This is a genomic window from Vibrio sp. Y2-5, from assembly GCF_014596725.1.
Lineage (GTDB): Bacteria > Pseudomonadota > Gammaproteobacteria > Enterobacterales > Vibrionaceae > Vibrio.
The window spans coordinates 1-19,074 of the sequence record NZ_JACVEG010000017.1 but is presented as its reverse complement, the minus strand read 5'-3'; the positions used below and the strand labels follow the sequence as shown (position 1 = coordinate 19,074).

Annotated in this window: 20 protein-coding genes; 3 read left to right on the top strand and 17 right to left on the bottom strand. The window is 44.0% G+C overall.

Annotated elements, in window-relative coordinates:
• Positions 1-164: 164 nt before the first annotated feature.
• The 8 genes from fusA to fkpA form a co-directional block, all read right to left on the bottom strand.
• Positions 165-2,261 carry an elongation factor G gene (gene fusA, locus HUO09_RS21350; RefSeq protein ID WP_167413154.1) on the bottom strand — a complete coding sequence of 699 codons (2,097 nt, stop codon included), beginning with the start codon at positions 2,259-2,261 and terminating at the stop codon, positions 165-167.
• Positions 2,262-2,429: 168 nt separating this feature from the next.
• A complete protein-coding gene (gene rpsG, locus HUO09_RS21345; protein ID WP_042490263.1) occupies positions 2,430-2,900 on the bottom strand; it encodes a 30S ribosomal protein S7 in 471 nt (156 codons plus the stop codon).
• A gap of 98 nt (positions 2,901-2,998) precedes the next feature.
• Positions 2,999-3,373, bottom strand: a complete 375-nt coding sequence (gene rpsL, locus HUO09_RS21340; protein ID WP_005595139.1) for a 30S ribosomal protein S12 — start codon at positions 3,371-3,373, stop codon at positions 2,999-3,001.
• A 178-nt stretch (positions 3,374-3,551) separates the two neighbouring features.
• Positions 3,552-3,827 carry a sulfurtransferase complex subunit TusB gene (gene tusB / locus HUO09_RS21335; RefSeq protein WP_188235240.1) on the bottom strand — a complete coding sequence of 92 codons (276 nt, stop codon included), beginning with the start codon at positions 3,825-3,827 and terminating at the stop codon, positions 3,552-3,554.
• A gap of 9 nt (positions 3,828-3,836) precedes the next feature.
• The gene (gene tusC, locus HUO09_RS21330) at positions 3,837-4,193 is read right to left on the bottom strand and encodes a sulfurtransferase complex subunit TusC (RefSeq protein WP_188235239.1); all 357 of its coding nucleotides are present in this window, start codon (positions 4,191-4,193) and stop codon (positions 3,837-3,839) included.
• Positions 4,190-4,591 (bottom strand): sulfurtransferase complex subunit TusD, encoded by a 402-nt coding sequence (tusD, locus tag HUO09_RS21325; protein WP_223159522.1) that lies wholly within the window; start codon positions 4,589-4,591, stop codon positions 4,190-4,192. Before tusD ends, tusC begins: the two co-directional genes overlap by 4 nt.
• Before the next feature lie 2 nt (positions 4,592-4,593).
• Positions 4,594-5,319, bottom strand: a complete 726-nt coding sequence (locus HUO09_RS21320) for a transcriptional regulator (protein WP_042490253.1) — start codon at positions 5,317-5,319, stop codon at positions 4,594-4,596.
• 174 nt (positions 5,320-5,493) lie between these two features.
• Positions 5,494-6,264: an FKBP-type peptidyl-prolyl cis-trans isomerase gene (fkpA, locus tag HUO09_RS21315; RefSeq protein ID WP_167413151.1), complete on the bottom strand. Its 771-nt coding sequence runs from the start codon at positions 6,262-6,264 to the stop codon at positions 5,494-5,496.
• A 148-nt stretch (positions 6,265-6,412) separates the two neighbouring features.
• Between fkpA and HUO09_RS21310 the strand changes: the two genes are divergently transcribed.
• Both HUO09_RS21310 and HUO09_RS21305 read left to right on the top strand, forming a co-directional pair.
• Positions 6,413-7,393 carry a WD40 repeat domain-containing protein gene (locus HUO09_RS21310; protein ID WP_188235238.1) on the top strand — a complete coding sequence of 327 codons (981 nt, stop codon included), beginning with the start codon at positions 6,413-6,415 and terminating at the stop codon, positions 7,391-7,393.
• A 31-nt stretch (positions 7,394-7,424) separates the two neighbouring features.
• Positions 7,425-7,652: a SlyX family protein gene (locus HUO09_RS21305; RefSeq protein ID WP_167413149.1), complete on the top strand. Its 228-nt coding sequence runs from the start codon at positions 7,425-7,427 to the stop codon at positions 7,650-7,652.
• A 21-nt stretch (positions 7,653-7,673) separates the two neighbouring features.
• On the opposite strand, the gene HUO09_RS21300 is transcribed toward HUO09_RS21305, so the two are convergent.
• The 9 genes from HUO09_RS21300 to tsaE form a co-directional block, all read right to left on the bottom strand.
• Positions 7,674-7,859, bottom strand: coding sequence for a DUF2065 domain-containing protein (locus tag HUO09_RS21300; protein ID WP_188235237.1), 186 nt, complete (start codon positions 7,857-7,859; stop codon positions 7,674-7,676).
• Positions 7,860-7,917: 58 nt separating this feature from the next.
• Positions 7,918-8,898, bottom strand: coding sequence for a protease modulator HflC (hflC, locus tag HUO09_RS21295; protein WP_167413147.1), 981 nt, complete (start codon positions 8,896-8,898; stop codon positions 7,918-7,920).
• Between the two features lie 2 nt (positions 8,899-8,900).
• Entirely contained in the window at positions 8,901-10,103 is a 1,203-nt protein-coding gene (hflK, locus tag HUO09_RS21290; protein WP_167413146.1) for an FtsH protease activity modulator HflK, read from the bottom strand.
• A 45-nt stretch (positions 10,104-10,148) separates the two neighbouring features.
• Positions 10,149-11,438, bottom strand: a complete 1,290-nt coding sequence (hflX, locus tag HUO09_RS21285) for a ribosome rescue GTPase HflX (RefSeq protein WP_188235236.1) — start codon at positions 11,436-11,438, stop codon at positions 10,149-10,151.
• A 41-nt stretch (positions 11,439-11,479) separates the two neighbouring features.
• Complete coding sequence (gene hfq / locus HUO09_RS21280; protein ID WP_042490235.1) at positions 11,480-11,743, bottom strand: RNA chaperone Hfq; 264 nt, start codon at positions 11,741-11,743, stop codon at positions 11,480-11,482.
• 192 nt (positions 11,744-11,935) lie between these two features.
• Positions 11,936-12,868 (bottom strand): tRNA (adenosine(37)-N6)-dimethylallyltransferase MiaA, encoded by a 933-nt coding sequence (gene miaA / locus HUO09_RS21275; protein ID WP_188235235.1) that lies wholly within the window; start codon positions 12,866-12,868, stop codon positions 11,936-11,938.
• A gap of 9 nt (positions 12,869-12,877) precedes the next feature.
• A complete protein-coding gene (mutL, locus tag HUO09_RS21270; protein WP_188235234.1) occupies positions 12,878-14,881 on the bottom strand; it encodes a DNA mismatch repair endonuclease MutL in 2,004 nt (667 codons plus the stop codon).
• Between the two features lie 8 nt (positions 14,882-14,889).
• Complete coding sequence (locus tag HUO09_RS21265; RefSeq protein WP_188235233.1) at positions 14,890-16,608, bottom strand: N-acetylmuramoyl-L-alanine amidase; 1,719 nt, start codon at positions 16,606-16,608, stop codon at positions 14,890-14,892.
• Positions 16,602-17,066 carry a tRNA (adenosine(37)-N6)-threonylcarbamoyltransferase complex ATPase subunit type 1 TsaE gene (gene tsaE / locus HUO09_RS21260; RefSeq protein ID WP_167413141.1) on the bottom strand — a complete coding sequence of 155 codons (465 nt, stop codon included), beginning with the start codon at positions 17,064-17,066 and terminating at the stop codon, positions 16,602-16,604. Before tsaE ends, HUO09_RS21265 begins: the two co-directional genes overlap by 7 nt.
• Positions 17,067-17,331: 265 nt before the next feature.
• On the opposite strand from tsaE, the gene queG reads away from it, so the two are divergent.
• Positions 17,332-18,444: a tRNA epoxyqueuosine(34) reductase QueG gene (gene queG / locus HUO09_RS21255; RefSeq protein ID WP_188235232.1), complete on the top strand. Its 1,113-nt coding sequence runs from the start codon at positions 17,332-17,334 to the stop codon at positions 18,442-18,444.
• Positions 18,445-19,074: the final 630 nt, after the last annotated feature.

Sequence of the window (19,074 nt, the reverse complement as noted above, 5' to 3'; positions counted from 1 at the left end):
GTTTACGTGCGGTTTCGTACGTTCAAATTTTTCTTTAGACACGATCGTGTTCCTTCCTAGTTATGATTCACCTTAAGTAACGTACACTCAAGGCGCGCCAGAAATTGCTATTTTATGCGCCAACGTCCGTCAGCGCAATAGATTCGTTATTAATCCAATAACAGTTAACCGCGCTCTGCAATAATTGCTTCCGCAATATTCTTTGGTACCTCAGAGTACTCAGCAAACTCCATAGAGTAAGAAGCACGTCCTTGGGTCGCAGAACGTAGGTCAGTTGCATAACCAAACATCTCTGAGAGTGGTACTTTAGCATGGACAATTTTAAGGCCAGCAGGGCCATCATCCATACCTTCGATCATGCCGCGACGACGGTTTAAGTCACCAACAACATCACCCATCCAATCTTCTGGAGTCGTTACTTCAACTTTCATTAGCGGTTCAAGAATAACTGGGTTTGCTTCAAGCGCACCTTTCTTGAATGCCATTGAGCCAGCGATCTTAAACGCCATCTCATTTGAGTCGACATCGTGGAATGAACCATCGAATAGTGTTGCCTTAACATCCAATACAGGATATCCAGCTAACACACCATTGTTCATTTGCTCCTCGATACCTTTCGCTACCGGTCCGATGAATTCCTTCGGAATTGCGCCACCAACGATCTCATCAACGAAGACAAAGCCTTCACCCACTTCTGCAGGTTCAATCTTCAGCCATACATGACCATATTGGCCACGACCGCCAGACTGACGAACAAATTTGCCTTCAACTTCCGATTTACCACGAATGGTTTCACGGTAAGCAACCTGAGGTTTACCCACGTTGCAGTCAACGCTGAATTCGCGTTTCATGCGATCAACGATGATGTCCAGGTGAAGTTCGCCCATACCAGAGATAAGAGTCTGACCGGTTTCCACATCAGTTTCGACACGGAATGACGGGTCTTCTGCTGCTAGTTTACCTAGAGCAATACCCATTTTCTCTTGGTCGGCTTGAGAGCGAGGCTCTACTGCGATCTGAATTACTGGCTCAGGGAACTCCATACGCTCAAGAATCACTTTGTGGTTCTGGTCACATAGAGTATCACCGGTAGTCACATCTTTCAGACCGATCGCAGCAGCGATATCGCCGGCGCGAACTTCTTTAACTTCTTCACGCTTGTTCGCGTGCATTTGTACGATACGACCGAAACGCTCACGCTTTTGTTTTACTGAGTTGTAAACAGCATCACCTGAATTCACAACACCAGAGTAAACACGCATAAAGGTTAGAGATCCTACAAATGGGTCAGTCGCAATCTTGAATGCTAATGCTGAAAACGGTTCGTTGTCGTCAGCATGACGTTCAACTTCATTTTCATCGTCATCAACACCTTTGATAGCAGGAACGTCAACAGGTGAAGGCAGATATTCAACAACTGCATCCAGAACTGCTTGCACACCTTTGTTTTTGAACGCACTACCACAAGTAGCCAGTACGATTTCGTTGTTCAGTGTACGTTGACGTAACGCTTGTTTGATTTCAGCTTCAGTAAGCTCACCATCATCAAGGTATTTTTCCATCAGCTCTTCACTTGCTTCCGCTGCGCTTTCCACCAGGTGATTACGCCACTCTTCAGCAAGTTCGATCATATCAGCCGGAATGTCTTCGTATGTAAACGTCGTGCCTTGATCGGCTTCATTCCAGTTGATAGCTTTCATCTTAATAAGGTCGATAACACCTTTGAACTCATCTTCCGAACCAATGTTCAATTGGATAGGAACAGGGTTCGCACCAAGACGGTTTTTAATTTGGTCTACGACGCGTAAGAAATCTGCACCTGCACGGTCCATCTTGTTAACGAATACCATACGTGGAACATGATATTTGTCTGCTTGACGCCATACAGTTTCAGACTGAGGTTCAACACCTGATGACCCACAGAACACAACCACTGCACCATCAAGTACACGAAGAGAACGTTCTACTTCGATAGTAAAGTCAACGTGTCCAGGGGTATCAATGATGTTGATGCGATGATCTTGGAATTGTGCTTCCATACCACGCCAGAAAGTCGTAGTCGCAGCTGAAGTGATAGTAATACCACGCTCCTGCTCCTGCTCCATCCAGTCCATGGTTGCGGCGCCATCGTGAACTTCACCGATTTTGTGAGAAAGGCCAGTGTAGAACAGTATACGCTCAGTAGTAGTTGTTTTACCTGCATCTACGTGAGCACAGATACCGATGTTACGGTAGCGCTCAATAGGAGTTTTGCGAGCCACGATTGAATCCTCTTATTAGAGATAGGGACTATTGCTATAGCTAAAAACGATTCTCAGCCAAAAAACATCTTGGAGAAAAATACTGTCCTCTAGATATAGCAATAGTTCCTAGCATAAGCATAGGAACTAAAGAAGTGCTGCAAGGAACCTTGCAGCACTGAAAAGGTATTACCAACGGTAATGAGCAAACGCTTTGTTCGCTTCAGCCATACGGTGAACGTCTTCACGTTTCTTAACAGCTGTACCTTTGTTTTCTGACGCGTCTAGCATTTCAGCAGCTAGGCGAGCAGCCATAGATTTTTCACCACGCTTGCGCGCAGCTTCAACTAACCAACGCATAGCAAGTGCGTTACGGCGAACCGGACGTACTTCTACTGGCACTTGGTAAGTTGAACCACCAACACGGCGAGACTTAACTTCTACCGCTGGGCGTACATTTTCAAGAGCTTCTTCAAATACAGCTAAGTGATCTTTACCAGATTTCTCAGCCATAGTGTCTAGTGCAGTATAAACAATTTTCTCTGCAGTAGATTTTTTACCGTCAACCATAAGAATGTTAACGAATTTTGCCAGCAGTTCAGATTTGAACTTTGGATCTGGAAGGATCTTACGCTGACCAATAACGCGACGACGTGGCATGGATTTTCTCCGTTGTCTTTTTCAGGTTATCCAAAACTTTTCAGTTTCTTCAAAAATTAAAAATAATTTAGTGTTTGGCCTTACTTAACGGGGATCCATTAAGACTTAGGACGCTTCACACCGTACTTAGAACGAGCCTGTTTACGGTCGTTCACGCCAGCACAGTCAAGTGCACCGCGGACAGTGTGGTAACGCACACCTGGAAGGTCTTTAACACGACCACCACGGATTAGAACAACTGAGTGCTCTTGAAGGTTGTGACCTTCACCGCCGATGTACGAAGTCACTTCGAAGCCGTTTGTTAGACGAACACGACAAACTTTACGAAGTGCTGAGTTAGGTTTTTTAGGTGTAGTAGTGTAAACACGAGTACATACACCACGTTTTTGTGGGCACGCTTCTAGTGCTGGCACGTTGCTTTTAACAACTTGCTTTGCACGAGGTTTACGTACCAACTGGTTAATAGTTGCCATTAACTAGCTCCTGATTTGCTGAAATTAGCTTTGTGAAAAATCTATCCCTACTCACAATGCGTAAATAGGGACGCAAAATTCTATGCAGCAGTGGGATGTGTGTCAAGAAATATACAGATCTTTTTTTAGCCCATCACTGAGCATAAATACGACTGTCATTTAATAAAGAAATGAATAGCTACCAAGACATTGATTTTGCATGACTTACTGTCAGTTCAACAAACTCGAATTTATTGATAACTTGAATGTTTTTTGCGGCCTTTTCCAACCACCCGCGAGCCAGAAGATCCTCTTCCAAAGCAAATACCCTAGTCGCCGGTACTAATTGCTTGAAATACTCCGAATGTTCGCGGCTTGCGTACACGGCATTTTCCACCAACAAAATTGCATCGTCTTGCTGCAGATAACGAGACACAAGCTTCAGTTTTTCCAAAGATTTTACGATATGTAGCACGTGAGCTCCTTAGAAGGTTAAAAGCTGGTCGAAATCATTCCACTGAGCTGCAATTTGTTGTGGAGATAAAATTTCACCCTCAATAATCAAATCGCTCGATTCAAGCCCCCAGTCTTTCAGACTTTGAGAGCAAATATAACGTTGCTCAATATCATACAAATCAAGCAACTTAAAAGCACTGATGTAATCGCGGCTCAATACTTGAGACGGTTCCTGAGCATTAAGGAGTTGCAGTACCCCTTCTCCGACGAAAAAAATGGCCAAATCTTCAGAATAAGCAGAAGCGGCTAAAATTGCGTCCAAACCTTCACGCGCTGACGAAGTAGCATGAGGAGGAGTATGAAAAATAAATGCGACTTTTTTCAAAACTGAATCACTCTATCCTGACTTAGCAAAGCCTCAGCTAAACTGCCCAGCCCAGACTGCTCAAAGTGCTCAGCAAGGTTATCTGAAGGTAATTGATGCTGGCTTGCTTCATCTTGTCCAATCACACCACGGCGCAACGCTGCCGCCACACACGTTTCCAAACGAACCTGATGTTTCGTCGCCAGCGATTGCCAAGCTTTCACCAGATCAAACTCATCGTTTGCTGGAACAGTCAGCGATGACGCATTGAATACACCGTCCTGATAAAAAAAGACACTTTTTAGCTGGTGCCCTTTTTCTATCAAAGCTTGTGCAAACAGATAGGCATTACGCGCAGACTGAGTTCCGTACACAGACCCATTGACCACTAAGGTATAGGTCAACGAAGCGTGGCTCAAACTCACGCTTCATCATCCTCAGTCTTACGCTGACGGATATACAGATAAACCGTGTGCTTAGAAATATTCAGACGGTCAGCTACGCGGTTAATCGCATCTTTAATATCGAAGATACCTTTGTCGAACAGCGCCATAACGATTTGACGGTTCTTAGTGTTATTCGATACGGTTTTGTCCGTGTTGATTTCTTCAATCGTGCGTTCAACCGTTTGATCCACCAACTCTTCGACATCACTCGCGAAGTTAACAGAAGATGCTGCATCTTGCGCTTCTTGAGTCGGCATAAACGATTGCAGAACTTGAGAGAACGGTGCGTCAAGGTTGACGTTAATACACAGCAGACCAATAACACGATTCTCACCATTACGGATTGCAACTGTAATGGATTTCATCAAAACGCCGCCCTTAGCGCGCGTAAAGTAAGAACGAGAAAAATTGCGTTCTGAGCCTTCAATATCTCTCAGCATCTTTAGCGCAAGGTCGGTGATCGGTGAGCCTACTTGCCTACCTGTATTTTCACCATTAGCAATTTTAATTGCAGAGGTATTTAGATCTTCTAATGAGTGCAAAACAATCTCACAAAAAGGACCAATCAAACTGGCAATACCATCTACAACTGCCTCATAAGAGCGCAAAATTACTTTGTCATGCTCAGTGAATGGCTTCACGTGCACGGATTCCATTTCGAGCAGCATGTCTGCATTGTTAAATGTTTCTGTTGTTGTCACTGTACTTTGACCTTAAAACGCAAAATCAACAAATTGTTGTAAGTCTATCAGAAAATTTTATTTGAATGCTCAGCTATATCACTAACAAGTGATTTGAAACAAAATATGTGCTCAAACTCACTGAAAGAAAAAAGACCTGAACAAGTCAGGCCTTTATCAACAATTAGAGATAACTTATTGAGCCGCAGCGTCACCGTTATCAATTTTCAGTAACTCAACTTCAAATACCAATGTTGAATTTGCTGGAATTGTTGGTGTGTCTTGTTCACCGTATGCCAGTTCAGGCGGAATAACGAACTTGAATTTAGAACCAACAGGCATCAACTGAACACCTTCCGTCCAACCCGGAATAACTCGGTTTAGAGGGAATGTTGCTGGCTCACCACGATCGTATGAACTGTCGAACTGAGTACCGTCAATCAAAGTACCTTTGTAGTGAACTTGAACAGTATCGGTTTCTTTTGGTTGTTCACCTTCTGCTGGAGTGATCACTTGGTAAAGCAGACCAGATTCAGTTTTCTTCACACCTTCTTGAGCTTCAAACTCAGAGCGGAACTTATCACCCGCTTCTTTGTTTGCTGCTGCTTTCTCAGCTGCTTTCGCTTGCATGGTCTCAGCCACACGTTTGTCCAACGCTTCTAGAGCTGCACGCGTATCTTCTTCAGTAAGTTCTGCTTTGCCAGCAAAAACGTGTTCAATACCCTGAAGAACAAGATCTTTGTTTAATTCGATACCAATTTCACGAGGCTTGTCTAAGCTTGTGTTTAGGTAGTTTGCGAAAGAAACACCAATCGCGTATGCCGCTTTATCATCGTCCGTTTTAAAAGTGACTGCTTGCTCTTGAGCTGCCGGGGTCGCTTCCGCTTTCGGTGCTTCATCTTTCTGGCAGCCGACTGCAAGAACTACTGTTGCAGCTAGCAGTGACACTTTAAATAGTGATTTCATTAAATTCTCCAATTTGTTGGCAAAGCTTATTTTATTGGTAAAGCGTCAGTTATCATGCACAAAACTAGTTATCTAACTGGTGCATAACAAAAAGTTGTACCAATATAGCGGTATGTTTTGAGATTGTCTCTACGGATAATTAGACCTAATGCGGATAATTTACCATCTCACACTCTGTTTTACTGTCATCGTTGCGTTAAACGGCTGCTTTTTCTCTGGAAAGGAGCTAGAACGCTGGGATTTAGAACCCAATGGTTCTGCCAGTTTCGGCTTAAGTCGTGACGGCCGATTTGCTCTTGTCTATTCCAAAGAACATCAATTGGTTCTCTGGGATTTAAACTCCCGCGAGAAACTCGCAGAACTTGGTGCTCAGGATCCACAACAAAACACCGTCTCACGTATTCGAATATCGGATAACGGGCAATTTGCCGTTACGGCTAGCCAAATAAACTTTGCCGTTTGGAACCTCGCGTGGTCACAAGCCAAAGGGCTATGGTCCATATCCGATGGATTAATCCGTGATATTGATATCAGCAGCGATGGTCAACAAGTCTTACTCGGTCTTTCTAATGGCAAAGCCATTTATGTCGATTTAGTCAGCGGAAGACGGATGGAGTTCCTTGCGCACCAAGAAAAAGTGAATTCTGTTGCTCTTTCGCCGAACGGTCGTTACGCCCTTACTGGCGGAAATGATTATAAAGCTTACTTTTGGGACACGAAAACAGGACAGATTATCCACGCCTTTGAGCACCAGCAAAGAGTGAATCGTGTCGCACTTCAGCGTGACGGGAAATTGGCCTTTACATCTGATGGTGGCGATGAATCTTTCATCTGGCAGCTACCAAGTGGTACCAAACAAGCACAGTTACACAGCTTCTCTCGTCAGTTGATATTTTCCAGTGCCCGCTTCTCTGATGATGGCACTTTGTTAGTAACAGGCACCCCATCAAGCCGAATAGAGGTTTGGAACAGCAAAACTGGCGATAAACTTGATAGCTTTGAAGCGCAGCCGAGAAAAGATGCGCGCCCTCCGCGAGCAGTAGTGTATGATGCCGCTTTCGATTCAAAGCAGCGAATCGTATCAGGTACCTCTGCTGGCATCGCACAAGCTTGGCAGATGAGTAATTAGGCCTGTGAACCATAACAATATGGGTATTACGATGACAGAACAACACACAGTACAGTTACAGCAACGTATTGATGATTTGGAATGCAAAGTTGCGTTTCAAGAACAGACCATTGATGAGCTAAACGAAGCTCTCGCTCAGCAACAGTTATTGATCAACAAAATGAAAGATCAAATGAAATATGTTGTTGGGAAAATGAAAAATATGGAGACGTCAAACATGGCGGATCCAAATAAAGAGCCACCACCTCCACATTACTAACGGATACATATGAATGTAGGTTTAGGCAAAGTAGTACGCGATTACTGCCCCTGCGACCACTAAGCAACCGCCAATGCGACGAAGTTGATTATCCGGTTGCTCACTGAGCTGGGAGACCATTTGTCGCCAACCATTTGGTGCAATTAAAGGACCTAACCCTTCTACCACCAGCACAAGACCTAGTGCCATCCAGAGTGAATTCGACATTACTTGTCCCCATAAAGAAAGGCTCCCAAAGGAGCCTTTTTAGTCAAACTTAAATGCGTTATTTCGCTACAGCGCCTTTTGCATCATTCATGTACTGGAAGAAGTCACTCTTCGGATCCAACACTAGAATATCGCCTTTATTGCTGAATGATTTCTCATAAGCTTTTAGTGAACGTACGAAACTGAAGAACTCAGGATCTTTGTTATACGCTTCAGAGTAAATTTTCGCTGCTTTTGCGTCAGCTTCACCGCGAGTTACACGCGCTGTTTTATCTGCTTCCGCTAGGATAGTCGCCACTTCAAGTTCAGCTTGAGCACGGATAACTTCCGCTTTCTCACGACCTTGAGAACGGTGTTTACGAGCAACTGATTCACGTTCTGCGCGCATACGACGATAGATAGACTCACTGATTTCGTCAGGTAAGTTGATTTTCTTCATACGGAAATCAACCACTTCAACACCTAAGTCTTTCATCGCACTCTTACGAGTATCGTTAAGCACGTTTTCCATGATCTGATCGCGCTGACCATCGATTTCTAACGCTTGTTTCGCGGCTTCAGTTGTCACCACTTCCGAATCTGCACTGTCTGGCAATACATCTTTGTTGCGAGGACCTGAAACAATCTGTTTGATTTCACGAGAACCGATTTCTGAACGCAGTACGTCAGTAACTTTACGCTCAAGTAGCGCTTCAGCAGTCAGGGCATTGCCGCCGCCTGTTGCTAAGTAGTATTGACCGAAGTCTTTGATACGCCACTTAACATAAGTATCGATAATTACGTCTTTTTTCTCTGACGTTACGAAACGGTCAGAACGGCCATCCATCGTTTGAATACGTGCATCTAAAGATTTCACACGGTCAAACAAAGGCATTTTAAAATGTAGGCCAGGTTCGTAGATTTTCGCTGCATCGTTATTGTCTTTCATTACTCGACCAAAACGAATAACAAAGCCTTTCTCCCCTTCAGGGATAACGAACATAGACATCAACAACAAAGCAAGAACAACAACCACAACAGGGATCATTAACTTACGCATAATTAGTATCTCCCTTGACGTGAAGTAGTTGAACGATTTTGAGTATCTGTCTCGCTTTTCGTCGCTGGACGTTGAGACTCTAGCTCAATGTGGTCGTAAGTCGCTGAAGACATATCTGCACGTTTAGTTGGCGTTGTTTGCTGACCAACTAACTTATCCATTGGCAAGTAAAGCAGATTACCGCTGGATTTTGAGTCAATCAGAACTTTAGAAGTATTACTGTACACTTCTTCCATCGTATCAAGATACATACGGTTACGCGTCACCTCTGGAGCAGCTTTATACTCAGGTAATAATTTCTCAAACTGAGCAACTTGACCCAATGATTCGTTAACCACGCGTTCACTGTAACCCAAGGCTTCTTTTTTCAGACGTTCTGCACGACCAGTCGCTTTAGGAAGAATTTCGTTTTTGTAAGCTTCAGCTTCACGAATGAAACGCTCTTCATCCTCACGAGCCGCAATCGCATCGTCAAAGGCATCTTTAACTTGCTCTGGCGGACGCGCAGATTGGAAGTTTACGTCAACAATCATTAAGCCCATATCGTAGCTATCAATGACTTGATTTAGCGTCTCTTGAGTGCTTTGACGAATTTGTTGGCGGCCACTTGTCAGGATGCTATCCATCAGTGAGTCACCAATAACCGCACGCAGCGCTGAATCTGTCGCTTGGCGTAAGCTGTCGTCAGCATTGGTCACACGGTATAAATACTTGAACGGATCCGCAACACGGTATTGAACGTCCATTGCTACCGTCACAACGTTTTCATCTTTAGTCAACATTAGACCTGATGCACGCATTGAACGGATTGCCTGAATGTTTACTGGTGTAACTTCATCAATAAAGCGAGGACGCCAGTTCAGACCTGGGTCAACGATACGGTCATATTTACCTAATCGTAAAACCACACCGCGCTCAGCTTCGCTGATGGTATAGAAACCAGCAAAGAACCAGATAGCAATAGCGATAACGGCGATAACACCAAAACCAATGGCACCACCACCAGAGAAAGAAGGCCCTTTACCGCTTCCACCTTTGTTACCAAATTTTCCGCCCAGTTTTTGACTTAGTTTGTTAAACACTTCGTCCAAATCTGGCGGACCTTGCTCACGGCCGCCTTTGTCACCACGATTATTGTTATTACCCCAAGGGTCATTATCGCGGCCATTGTTGCCGTTGTTATTTCCGGGCTCATTCCACGCCATTAGAAAGCTCCATCATTTGATATGACGTTATACTTTAGCAGTCCTTTAAGTAACTATAAAGTCACGTAAAACTGCCTCTTCTCTTTTTTCTAGTCTAGACCAATCTACTTGCTGCATACGAATTGATATCAGCAAATTGCCATCAGAATCATACTCTTCGTCTTGAATGCACTTCATTTGGAAGAAAGTACTGCGAATTCTGCCTTGATGTTGTGGCGGAACACGCAATCTGTATTCAACTATTTGGCTAGCCAGACGCTCAGTCAGAGCTTGGAATAGCAGATCAATGCCTAAACCATCCATTGCCGAAATCCATACGGTTCTCGGCACACCTTCATCATCTCTTTCAATGCGAGGCTCTTGAACGTCTAGATTGTCAATCTTGTTCATGACTAACAGGGTTGGCACTTCGTGCGCGTCAATCTCCTGTAACACATCATTTACAGCTTGAATATTCTCACGAAAACGGTCATCGCTGGCATCAACAACATGTAACAAAATGTCAGCTTCTTGCGTTTCTTGTAACGTTGCCTTAAATGCCGCCACTAAATCATGCGGTAGATGACGAATAAACCCTACGGTATCAGCCAAGATTGCAGGGCCAACATCCTTGAGTTCAATTTTTCTCAGCGTAGGGTCCAGCGTTGCAAACAATTGGTCTGCCGCGTATACCCCAGCTTCAGTAATTCGGTTAAATAGGGTCGATTTACCCGCGTTGGTATAACCAACCAATGACACCGTAGGTATCTCTGCACGGGTTCTAGCACGCCTACCTTGCTCACGCTGCTTAGCTACTCGCTCTAAACGGCGCAAAATCGCTTTAATACGTTCACGCAGTAAACGTCTGTCGGTCTCCAACTGAGTTTCACCCGGTCCACGTAGACCGATACCACCTTTCTGACGCTCCAAGTGAGTCCAACCACGAATCAAACGAGTCGAGAGATGACGTAACTGAGCTAACTCTACTTGCAACTTACCTTCGTGAGTACGAGCGCGTTGAGCAAAGATATCGAGGATCAACCCCGTCCTGTCTACGACACGGCACTGACAAAGATGTTCGAGGTTACGCTCTTGGGCAGGAGAAAGAGAATGGTTAAAGATCACGACATCTGCTTCTGTCGCTTGAACCGCTTGTGCGATCTCTTGGGCTTTACCTTCACCAACATAATATTTAGGGTGAGGAGATTGACGACTTCCGGTTATAACTTGAAGTGTCTCTACTCCTGCAGAAGATACCAGCATTTGACACTCGCTGAGATCTTCCCATTCACCCTGTTGCGTGAAGTTGATATGAACAAGTACGGCTCGCTCACCGGCTTCATAACGGTCAAACAAGCTATCAACTCCTTAATAAATATAGCTTTATATTACTATTATTAATCTTCTGACTTCTCTGAAGGACGATCTGAAGGAGAACGCTCTGCAGTGTGGTGACTTACTGGACGAGCAGGTACCACAGTAGAAATAGCGTGCTTGTAAACCATTTGGTTAACAGTGTTTTTCAGTAGGATCACAAATTGATCAAAAGACTCAATTTGGCCTTGTAGCTTAATGCCGTTAACCAGATAGATAGAAACTGGAATACGCTCGCGACGTAGTGCATTTAAGAATGGGTCTTGTAGAGATTGCCCCTTAGCCATTTTATTTTCCTTATTTGTATTTTGTTGTAGTTATTTAGCTAGCGGTGCACTAAAAGTCTGTGCAGACCATGCCTATGAGCTAAATGAATAAAACCCCGTTGCTACTAGATATGGTGATAAAAACACCAAAAACAAGTAACGATCCCTGACAGGGTAAATTACGCAAAAGCGATCACATTATACACAGCGAAATCAATCTAACGCTATGGCATTTGAAACAGTTTCGAATGCAAGATCAATGTTTTCACTATCTAACCAAGTTAGATCATCCCAGCTGCGCAACCAAGTGATCTGGCGCTTGGCCAATTGACGGGTTGCACAAACTCCACGAAAGATCGCTTCATCTAAAGTACAGCTCCCATCTAAATAGTCCCACATCTGTCTGTAGCCAACACATCGAATCGACGGCAGATCTGGATGAAGATCTTTTCGAGCATAGAGTGCTTTCATTTCATCTTCAAATCCATTTTCAACCATTTTTTCGAATCTTAGCTCAATTCGACGATGGAGCTCTGCCCTTTCCTTGGGTGCTATTGCAAACTGCTTAACCCGAAATGGAAGTGGTTCTCCTTTCGTTTTAGTCAGCTCAGTTAGAGTTTTACCTGAAATTCGATAAACTTCCAATGCCCGCGACAATCTTTGTGGATCATTTGGGTGGATTCTCTCAGCAGACACAGGATCAATCGCTTTTAACTGGTCATGCAGAGCATCCCAACCCAGTTCAATCGCTTCTTTTTCAATCTGTTGACGAATAGCAGGATCCGCGGCCGGAAGTGGCGATAACCCTTCCAACAGCGCTTTGTAATATAGCATTGTACCGCCCACGAGCAGTGGGATCTTTCCCTCTGCAACGATGTCGTTCATTTCCTTTAACGCATCACGTCTAAAATCCGCAGCAGAATAGGATTCGCTCGGATCCAAAATATCGATTAGGCGGTGCGGAGCAAGTTCTTGCTCACGAGCATCTGGCTTTGCAGTACCAATATCCATACCTTTATAAATCAAAGCCGAATCGACACTGATAATTTCAATCGGGTACTTTTGGCGCAGGCGTATCGCCAGCTCTGTCTTGCCCGATGCGGTTGGCCCCATAAGAAACAGAGCTAAAGGTAATTGTTTGGTCATGAGTTTTGCTTAAATGTTTAATGCTTGGATAGTCGCTGTAAAATCTACAGGCTTAACAAAATGTGCATCATGCAAAGGCAGTTTGCCTTGCCATATCTGCTCTAATTCAGCAATCAACTGAATTGCTTCAGACAAAGTGTAGTTGGATTTCTTCACAGCCACATGATCACTTAACCACTGAGCGAGCACTTGAGTATCAAGATCACTTTCAGCCTGAGATAAGGTTGAAGCCGCGTAAGATAACAGATCTTGCACTAAATTTTGTAAGTTTTGCTGACGTAATGGTTGAGGCACGCCCATCAACATAATGCTTTGTGCAGAGCGACGTTGAAACTCAATGCCAAACCTAGCAAACATAGATTGATAATGCTCTAAGGCTGAAACTTCTTGTGACGATATTTTTAATGATAACGGCACCAAGAGTGGCTGACTTTTTAACGCCCCTTGCTCAACATTCAGTTGTCCCAGCACTTTAAACCATTCAGCTTTGAGCAGTGAGAGCAAAACACAACCATGAGGAGAATTCATCAGCAAATAGCGATCTTGAACAATGGATATCGCTTTACCCAGTTGCTCAATGTGCACGGGTTCTAGAGATGCTTGTGAAGAACCTGATTTTTCAAGTTCGCGGTTATCCACGTTGTTTACCGATGCAGTTGCTGGCTTTTGAGTATGCTCAGGTGTTTTCATTAATTCCTGGTAGGCATAGACCTCAGCTTTGCTCGGCGATTTAGAAATCACTCTTTCCTGTGACGATTTGCTCTTCGCTCTATCGGATACCATCCATTCACTACGTTGCGCATTTTCTCGCACCTCATAGGAAGAATCGTTTTGTGGTGAATAATTTCGCTCTGAACTTGCCTTTCTTGGATAGGCGGGTGAATTTTCAACAACTTGCCTAGCTCTTTCCGATGCCTCTTGCTGCGAGTTGGCAGGCCTTTGATTATCTTGCGGATGATTCAACTCGTCAGGTGAGTGGAACGCACCTTCATTGATGCTTGGCGCCTGAATATGCTGACTCTCAACCAATGCACTACTTAACGCTTGATAAATAAAATCATGCACTAAACGAGCTTGATGGAATCGAACCTCGTGTTTGGCTGGATGGACATTGACATCGACCTGATGAGGATCGATCTCGATATAAAGCACATAAGTAGCAAATTGATCCGCACGCAGACTACTTTCATAGCTTTGACGAATGGCATGATTGATCAACTTATCGCGCATCATGCGTCCGTTGACGTAGCAATACTGAATATCGCTTTGCTGACGGGCGCCTTCGGGCGTTGTAATCCAACCATGCAAATGCAAGCCCTGATGCTCAAGCTCTATCTTCAGCATTGAACGAACAAAGGCGCTACCACACACTGCGGCGATGCGCTTTTCAGCCTGAACCTCTGTTTTGGCAGCGCGGTACTGCCGCACCATTTTGCCGTTATGTCGCAGGTTAAATGTCACATCAAAACGACTTAACGCAATCCGTTTAAGAAGTTCATCAATATGAGTAAATTCTGTTTTCTCGGTACGTAGAAATTTGCGACGAGCCGGAGTATTGAAAAATAGATCCAGAACTTCGACTGTAGAACCAATTGGATGGGCTGCGGGTTGAAGCTTAACTTCCATCTCGCGTCCTTCGCTATAAGCAGACCATGCCTCTTCTTGAGTTGCAGGACGCGAGGTCAGCGTTAAACGAGAAACAGAGCTGATACTGGCAAGTGCTTCGCCTCGAAACCCAAGACTAATAATGGCTTCAAGATCATCCAAAGTATGGATTTTTGACGTCGCATGGCGGCTGAGCGCCAAACCGAGTTCCTCTTTTGCTATTCCACAACCGTTGTCACGGATACGAATTAGCTTAGCGCCACCCTTCTCGATATCGATATCGATTCTTGTAGCGCCAGAGTCTAAACTGTTTTCGACCAGCTCTTTAACCACTGATGCAGGTCTTTCTACTACCTCACCCGCAGCGATTTGGTTTGCTAAACGAGCAGGTAATATTTGGATGGTCATAATCTTGATTACTTGTTTGGAATAATGAGCACTTGCCCGACGGCAAGTTGATCGGAGCGCAAATTGTTTGCTTTTCTGACACTGTTAACATCGACGCCATATTGGCTAGATATCTTGCCTAAGTATTCGCCTCTCTTCACAGTATGTTTGCGTAGAGGCTTATCTTTCAGGCTGACGGTGATTCTCAATTTCTGTCCTAATTTGAGTGTGTCAGATTTTAAACTGTTTTCACGCTTAATCTCTGCAACAGAAACTTTATAAGTGCTGGCAATCTTACCAAGATAATCACCTTTAGCGACCGTATGCGTAATCGTTTCTGTTTCTACCGGATTACTCACAACGGGAACCGGAATCGGTGCTGGAGCGCCACCCGGAATAATGATCACTTGGCCAACCGCTAAACTGTTGCTGGTTAACTTATTCGTTTGCTTAATTGCTTTGATACTCGTGCCGTATTTGTGGGCAATGGCAGAGAGAGAATCTCCCCGCTGCACTTTGTATTTCTGAGTCTTATTGCGATTTGCGAAAAGTGTCCCTTCTGGCGGGTTCTCTTCAAAATATTGGGTTATCGCCTTTGCAAGAGCACGAGCCAGTTTGTCTTGGTGGCTACGTTGGAAAAGTAACTGCTCTTCCGTAGGGTTAGAGATAAACCCAGTTTCCACTAGAACGGAAGGAATATCTGGCGATTTAAGAACAGCAAGACTTGCATTGACTGGGTTAGACTTGTGTAAGTGAGCAACTTTACCCATTTCACTCAGGATGTTCGTAGCAACCTTGTAGCCTTCTTTTTGTGAATGGCTAAACTGCAAATCCAATAAGGTTTGACTCACATTTCGGTCACTATTGGTCTTAGCTAATACTTGCCCTGCGCCACCGAGTAACTCGGATTGTTGCTCATGATTTTCCACCCAACGAGCGATTTCTGTATTCGCTCGACGTGTATTAAGCACGAATACAGAGGCTCCCCTTGGTTTCGGCGAACTAAATGCGTCAGCGTGAATAGAAACTAATAAGTGCGCTTTATTTTTACGGGCAATCTCTGAGCGTTTGTTGAGATTAACAAAGTAATCACCACGGCGGGTGAGAACACCTTTAATACCCGGAACCGCATCCAACTGATCAACCAATTTCTTTGAAATACTCAGCGTTGCGTTCTTTTCGTATTTGCGAGTCGGGCCTATAGAACCGGGATCTTCACCACCATGTCCAGCATCAATCGCAACGACGATATTTGCATTACCATAAAATTGAGAGGCATCTCGGCTTACCTTAGTCGGTGAGCCAGAACTCGAGCCGGATTGCGCTGTAACGTCTTCATGGGGCAAATCGACAACCAGACGGTGCCCATATTGCCCACCGGGAGTTGGCGCTAATGTGAATAATTTTGCTGGAGATTTTTTCTTTAACTCAAATACCAGACGATACGTTCCCTTATTTGGGGGAGAACTGGCACGAATCTTCGTCAGTACATCACTGTCGGTTACCTTCATCGGCAACTTCGACTTTGATGAGGTATTTTTAAGATCAATGACTAGCCTCTCAGGGCTAGTCAGAGTGAAATAGGTAAAACTCACTTCCGACTGAACATCAATCACCACTCGAGTTTCGTCTGGAGAAGGCCAAACACGAACCCCCTCTAGAACATTAGCACTCGCATTAGAAGTGATGAATGCTATCGCTAAAGTGAAAAAAACAACAAAAAGGCGCAGCTGCGATCCTATCAACATAACTCCAACTGACTCAGTAACGTACGTCCATAATCGTTATTGGCTGTCAGCAACGCTTGGCGTTGTTCACCATCGTAACGAATTTCAATATCTATATCCGATGTCGGCAATAGCCCTTGACCTTTCTCTGGCCATTCCACCAAACAAATCGCGTCGGCAGTAAAATAGTCGCGAATCCCCATGAACTCTAATTCTTCGGGATCAGCTAAACGATAAAGGTCAAAGTGATAAACCTGCCAATCAGCTAATTGATAAGGTTCAACTAGCGTATAGGTTGGGCTTTTCACATTACCTTGATGTCCTAAAGCACGAATAAAACCGCGGCTAAAGGTTGTTTTACCAGCACCAAGATCTCCGTGCAAATAGAGGGTCGTTTGTTGGGTGCACAGCTTTGATAACTCTGTACCAAGTTTTACCGTCTCTTGCTCATCTTTTAAAATAAACGTCTTAGTGCTCATTCAATACTTTCTCAAATTCATCTCAGGATCACTCGATCCCAATGACTATATAAAAACCAATAGAAACCGAATAGTAAACTGGTATCGAATTGAGAGACAAGATCTCTTGTGTAAGCAAACAGAAAAATGTCTGTATAAACTAGCCAAATAACGTAAAGATCCTATCTTTTTACCTTGAGTGGTTCGAGTTTGAACTAGATCCACTTGGTGAGATCCGTTAAGATCCGCTCCCTTTTAGGCTAACGACCCTAGTAAATACTTCGCCATGAACTATCAAGCACTCGCTGATCAAATAAAATTATGGGCTACTGAACTCGGCTTCGAGAAAGTAGGTATCAGCGATATTGATCTCCATGAGCATGAAGCGGCTCTGCAAAAGTGGCTAGATGCCGGATATCATGGCGAGATGGATTGGATGGCAAGGCACGGGATGATGCGTGCGCGTCCAGCAGAACTTCTTCCCGGAACAATCAGAGTCATCAGTGCACGGATGAACTATCTGCCTCCTCAAGCACAATTCGCTTCGAATTTGGCCGATCCGACTCAAGCCTATATAAGCCGATATGCTCTTGGACGTGACTATCACAAATTAGTTCGCAACCAATTGAAAAAATTGGGTGAAAAAATAGAAAAGGAAGTAGAAAAGTTAAGTTTTCGTCCTTTTGTTGACTCAGCACCAATACTGGAACGCCCTCTTGCCCAGAAAGCTGGACTAGGTTGGACCGGTAAGCACTCACTTATCCTCGATAAAGACGCTGGTTCTTGGTTTTTCCTTGGTGAACTTTTGGTAGATATCCCTCTACCCGTAGATACCCCTTCAGAAAACGAATGTGGCAAATGCAAAGCTTGCATTACCTCTTGTCCAACCGGAGCGATTGTCGCTGATGGTATTGTCGACGCAAGGAAGTGCATCTCTTATCTCACCATAGAATTCGACGGTATCATTCCTGAAGAATTTCGAACAGCGATGGGAAATCGTATCTATGGATGTGACGACTGTCAGCTTGTTTGCCCTTGGAACCGCTTTTCTGACCTCACACAGCAAAAAGACTTTTATCGCAGAGAATCTTTTGAGTCTCCAGACTTGCTGAGTTTGTTTGAATGGGATGAAAAAACCTTTCTGCAAAAAATGGAAGGCTCTGCGATTCGAAGAATTGGCCATCTGCAGTGGCAGAGAAACATAGCCATCGCACTAGGCAATGCGCCTTATTCAGAAAAAAACATCTCAGCGTTGGAAAATGCTAAAGGCCAATCAGAGATTTTAGACGTGCACCTAAATTGGGCTATTGAAAAACAGCGGGCGAACGTACCAAGCTCTGTCGCGAGCCACCAAAGGTTAATCCGTATTGTTCAGAAGGGGCTTCCGAGAGATGCGTAGTGGCTAAATGAATCACCTGATTACGCACAATTAATAAGCACATTCTTTGATACGCTTCTCAAAATGCACCAATGTGGAAAAAATTTTAAAGATACGACTATTTTTATATTTGAGAAAAGTTAGTCACATTAGCAGGAAATGATTAGGATCAATGAAAATTCAGTTAATGATCGTTTTTTGACTATCAGTAACGGCATGAACAATACCATATAGCCATTAATATCAATCAGTTACAGACCAGACCTGCGATTCAATCAATCTCTAATACCGAAAAAGATCCTACTAACTCAAGCATTTTTTCTTGTAAAAAACAAATTATTCACTGAGTTATCCACATGCAAAATTTGTGGATAAGTCTGTTAATGAACAGTACAAAGAATGCCTGAACATGCAGTATCAAAGGGATAAAGAGGCAAGTTAATAATTTGCGTTTATCAGGGGATATTCTGCCTATGTAGATAGGAGAATTTTTATTCGGGGGCTTATGCTTCACAGCATTATAGAAAGAGCATTGGCAGATTGCCAAATAATTGCAGTATTAAAAGAAAAAAAATCTGCGAACGAGCGCAGTTTACTTTTAATATTTTGAAATTGGTTGCGGGGGCCGGATTTGAACCGACGACCTTCGGG

Coding starts and splice junctions, on each gene's coding strand:
- queG (WP_188235232.1), top strand. CDS start 17,332: ATGAACTATCAAGCACTCGCTGATCAAATAAAATTATGGGCTACTGAA.
- HUO09_RS21265 (WP_188235233.1), bottom strand. CDS start 16,608: ATGTTGATAGGATCGCAGCTGCGCCTTTTTGTTGTTTTTTTCACTTTA.
- hfq (WP_042490235.1), bottom strand. CDS start 11,743: ATGGCTAAGGGGCAATCTCTACAAGACCCATTCTTAAATGCACTACGT.
- HUO09_RS21300 (WP_188235237.1), bottom strand. CDS start 7,859: ATGTCGAATTCACTCTGGATGGCACTAGGTCTTGTGCTGGTGGTAGAA.
- HUO09_RS21305 (WP_167413149.1), top strand. CDS start 7,425: ATGACAGAACAACACACAGTACAGTTACAGCAACGTATTGATGATTTG.
- rpsL (WP_005595139.1), bottom strand. CDS start 3,373: ATGGCAACTATTAACCAGTTGGTACGTAAACCTCGTGCAAAGCAAGTT.
- tsaE (WP_167413141.1), bottom strand. CDS start 17,066: ATGAGCACTAAGACGTTTATTTTAAAAGATGAGCAAGAGACGGTAAAA.
- mutL (WP_188235234.1), bottom strand. CDS start 14,881: ATGACCATCCAAATATTACCTGCTCGTTTAGCAAACCAAATCGCTGCG.
- rpsG (WP_042490263.1), bottom strand. CDS start 2,900: ATGCCACGTCGTCGCGTTATTGGTCAGCGTAAGATCCTTCCAGATCCA.
- HUO09_RS21310 (WP_188235238.1), top strand. CDS start 6,413: ATGCGGATAATTTACCATCTCACACTCTGTTTTACTGTCATCGTTGCG.
- hflK (WP_167413146.1), bottom strand. CDS start 10,103: ATGGCGTGGAATGAGCCCGGAAATAACAACGGCAACAATGGCCGCGAT.
- fkpA (WP_167413151.1), bottom strand. CDS start 6,264: ATGAAATCACTATTTAAAGTGTCACTGCTAGCTGCAACAGTAGTTCTT.
- hflC (WP_167413147.1), bottom strand. CDS start 8,898: ATGCGTAAGTTAATGATCCCTGTTGTGGTTGTTGTTCTTGCTTTGTTG.
- miaA (WP_188235235.1), bottom strand. CDS start 12,868: ATGACCAAACAATTACCTTTAGCTCTGTTTCTTATGGGGCCAACCGCA.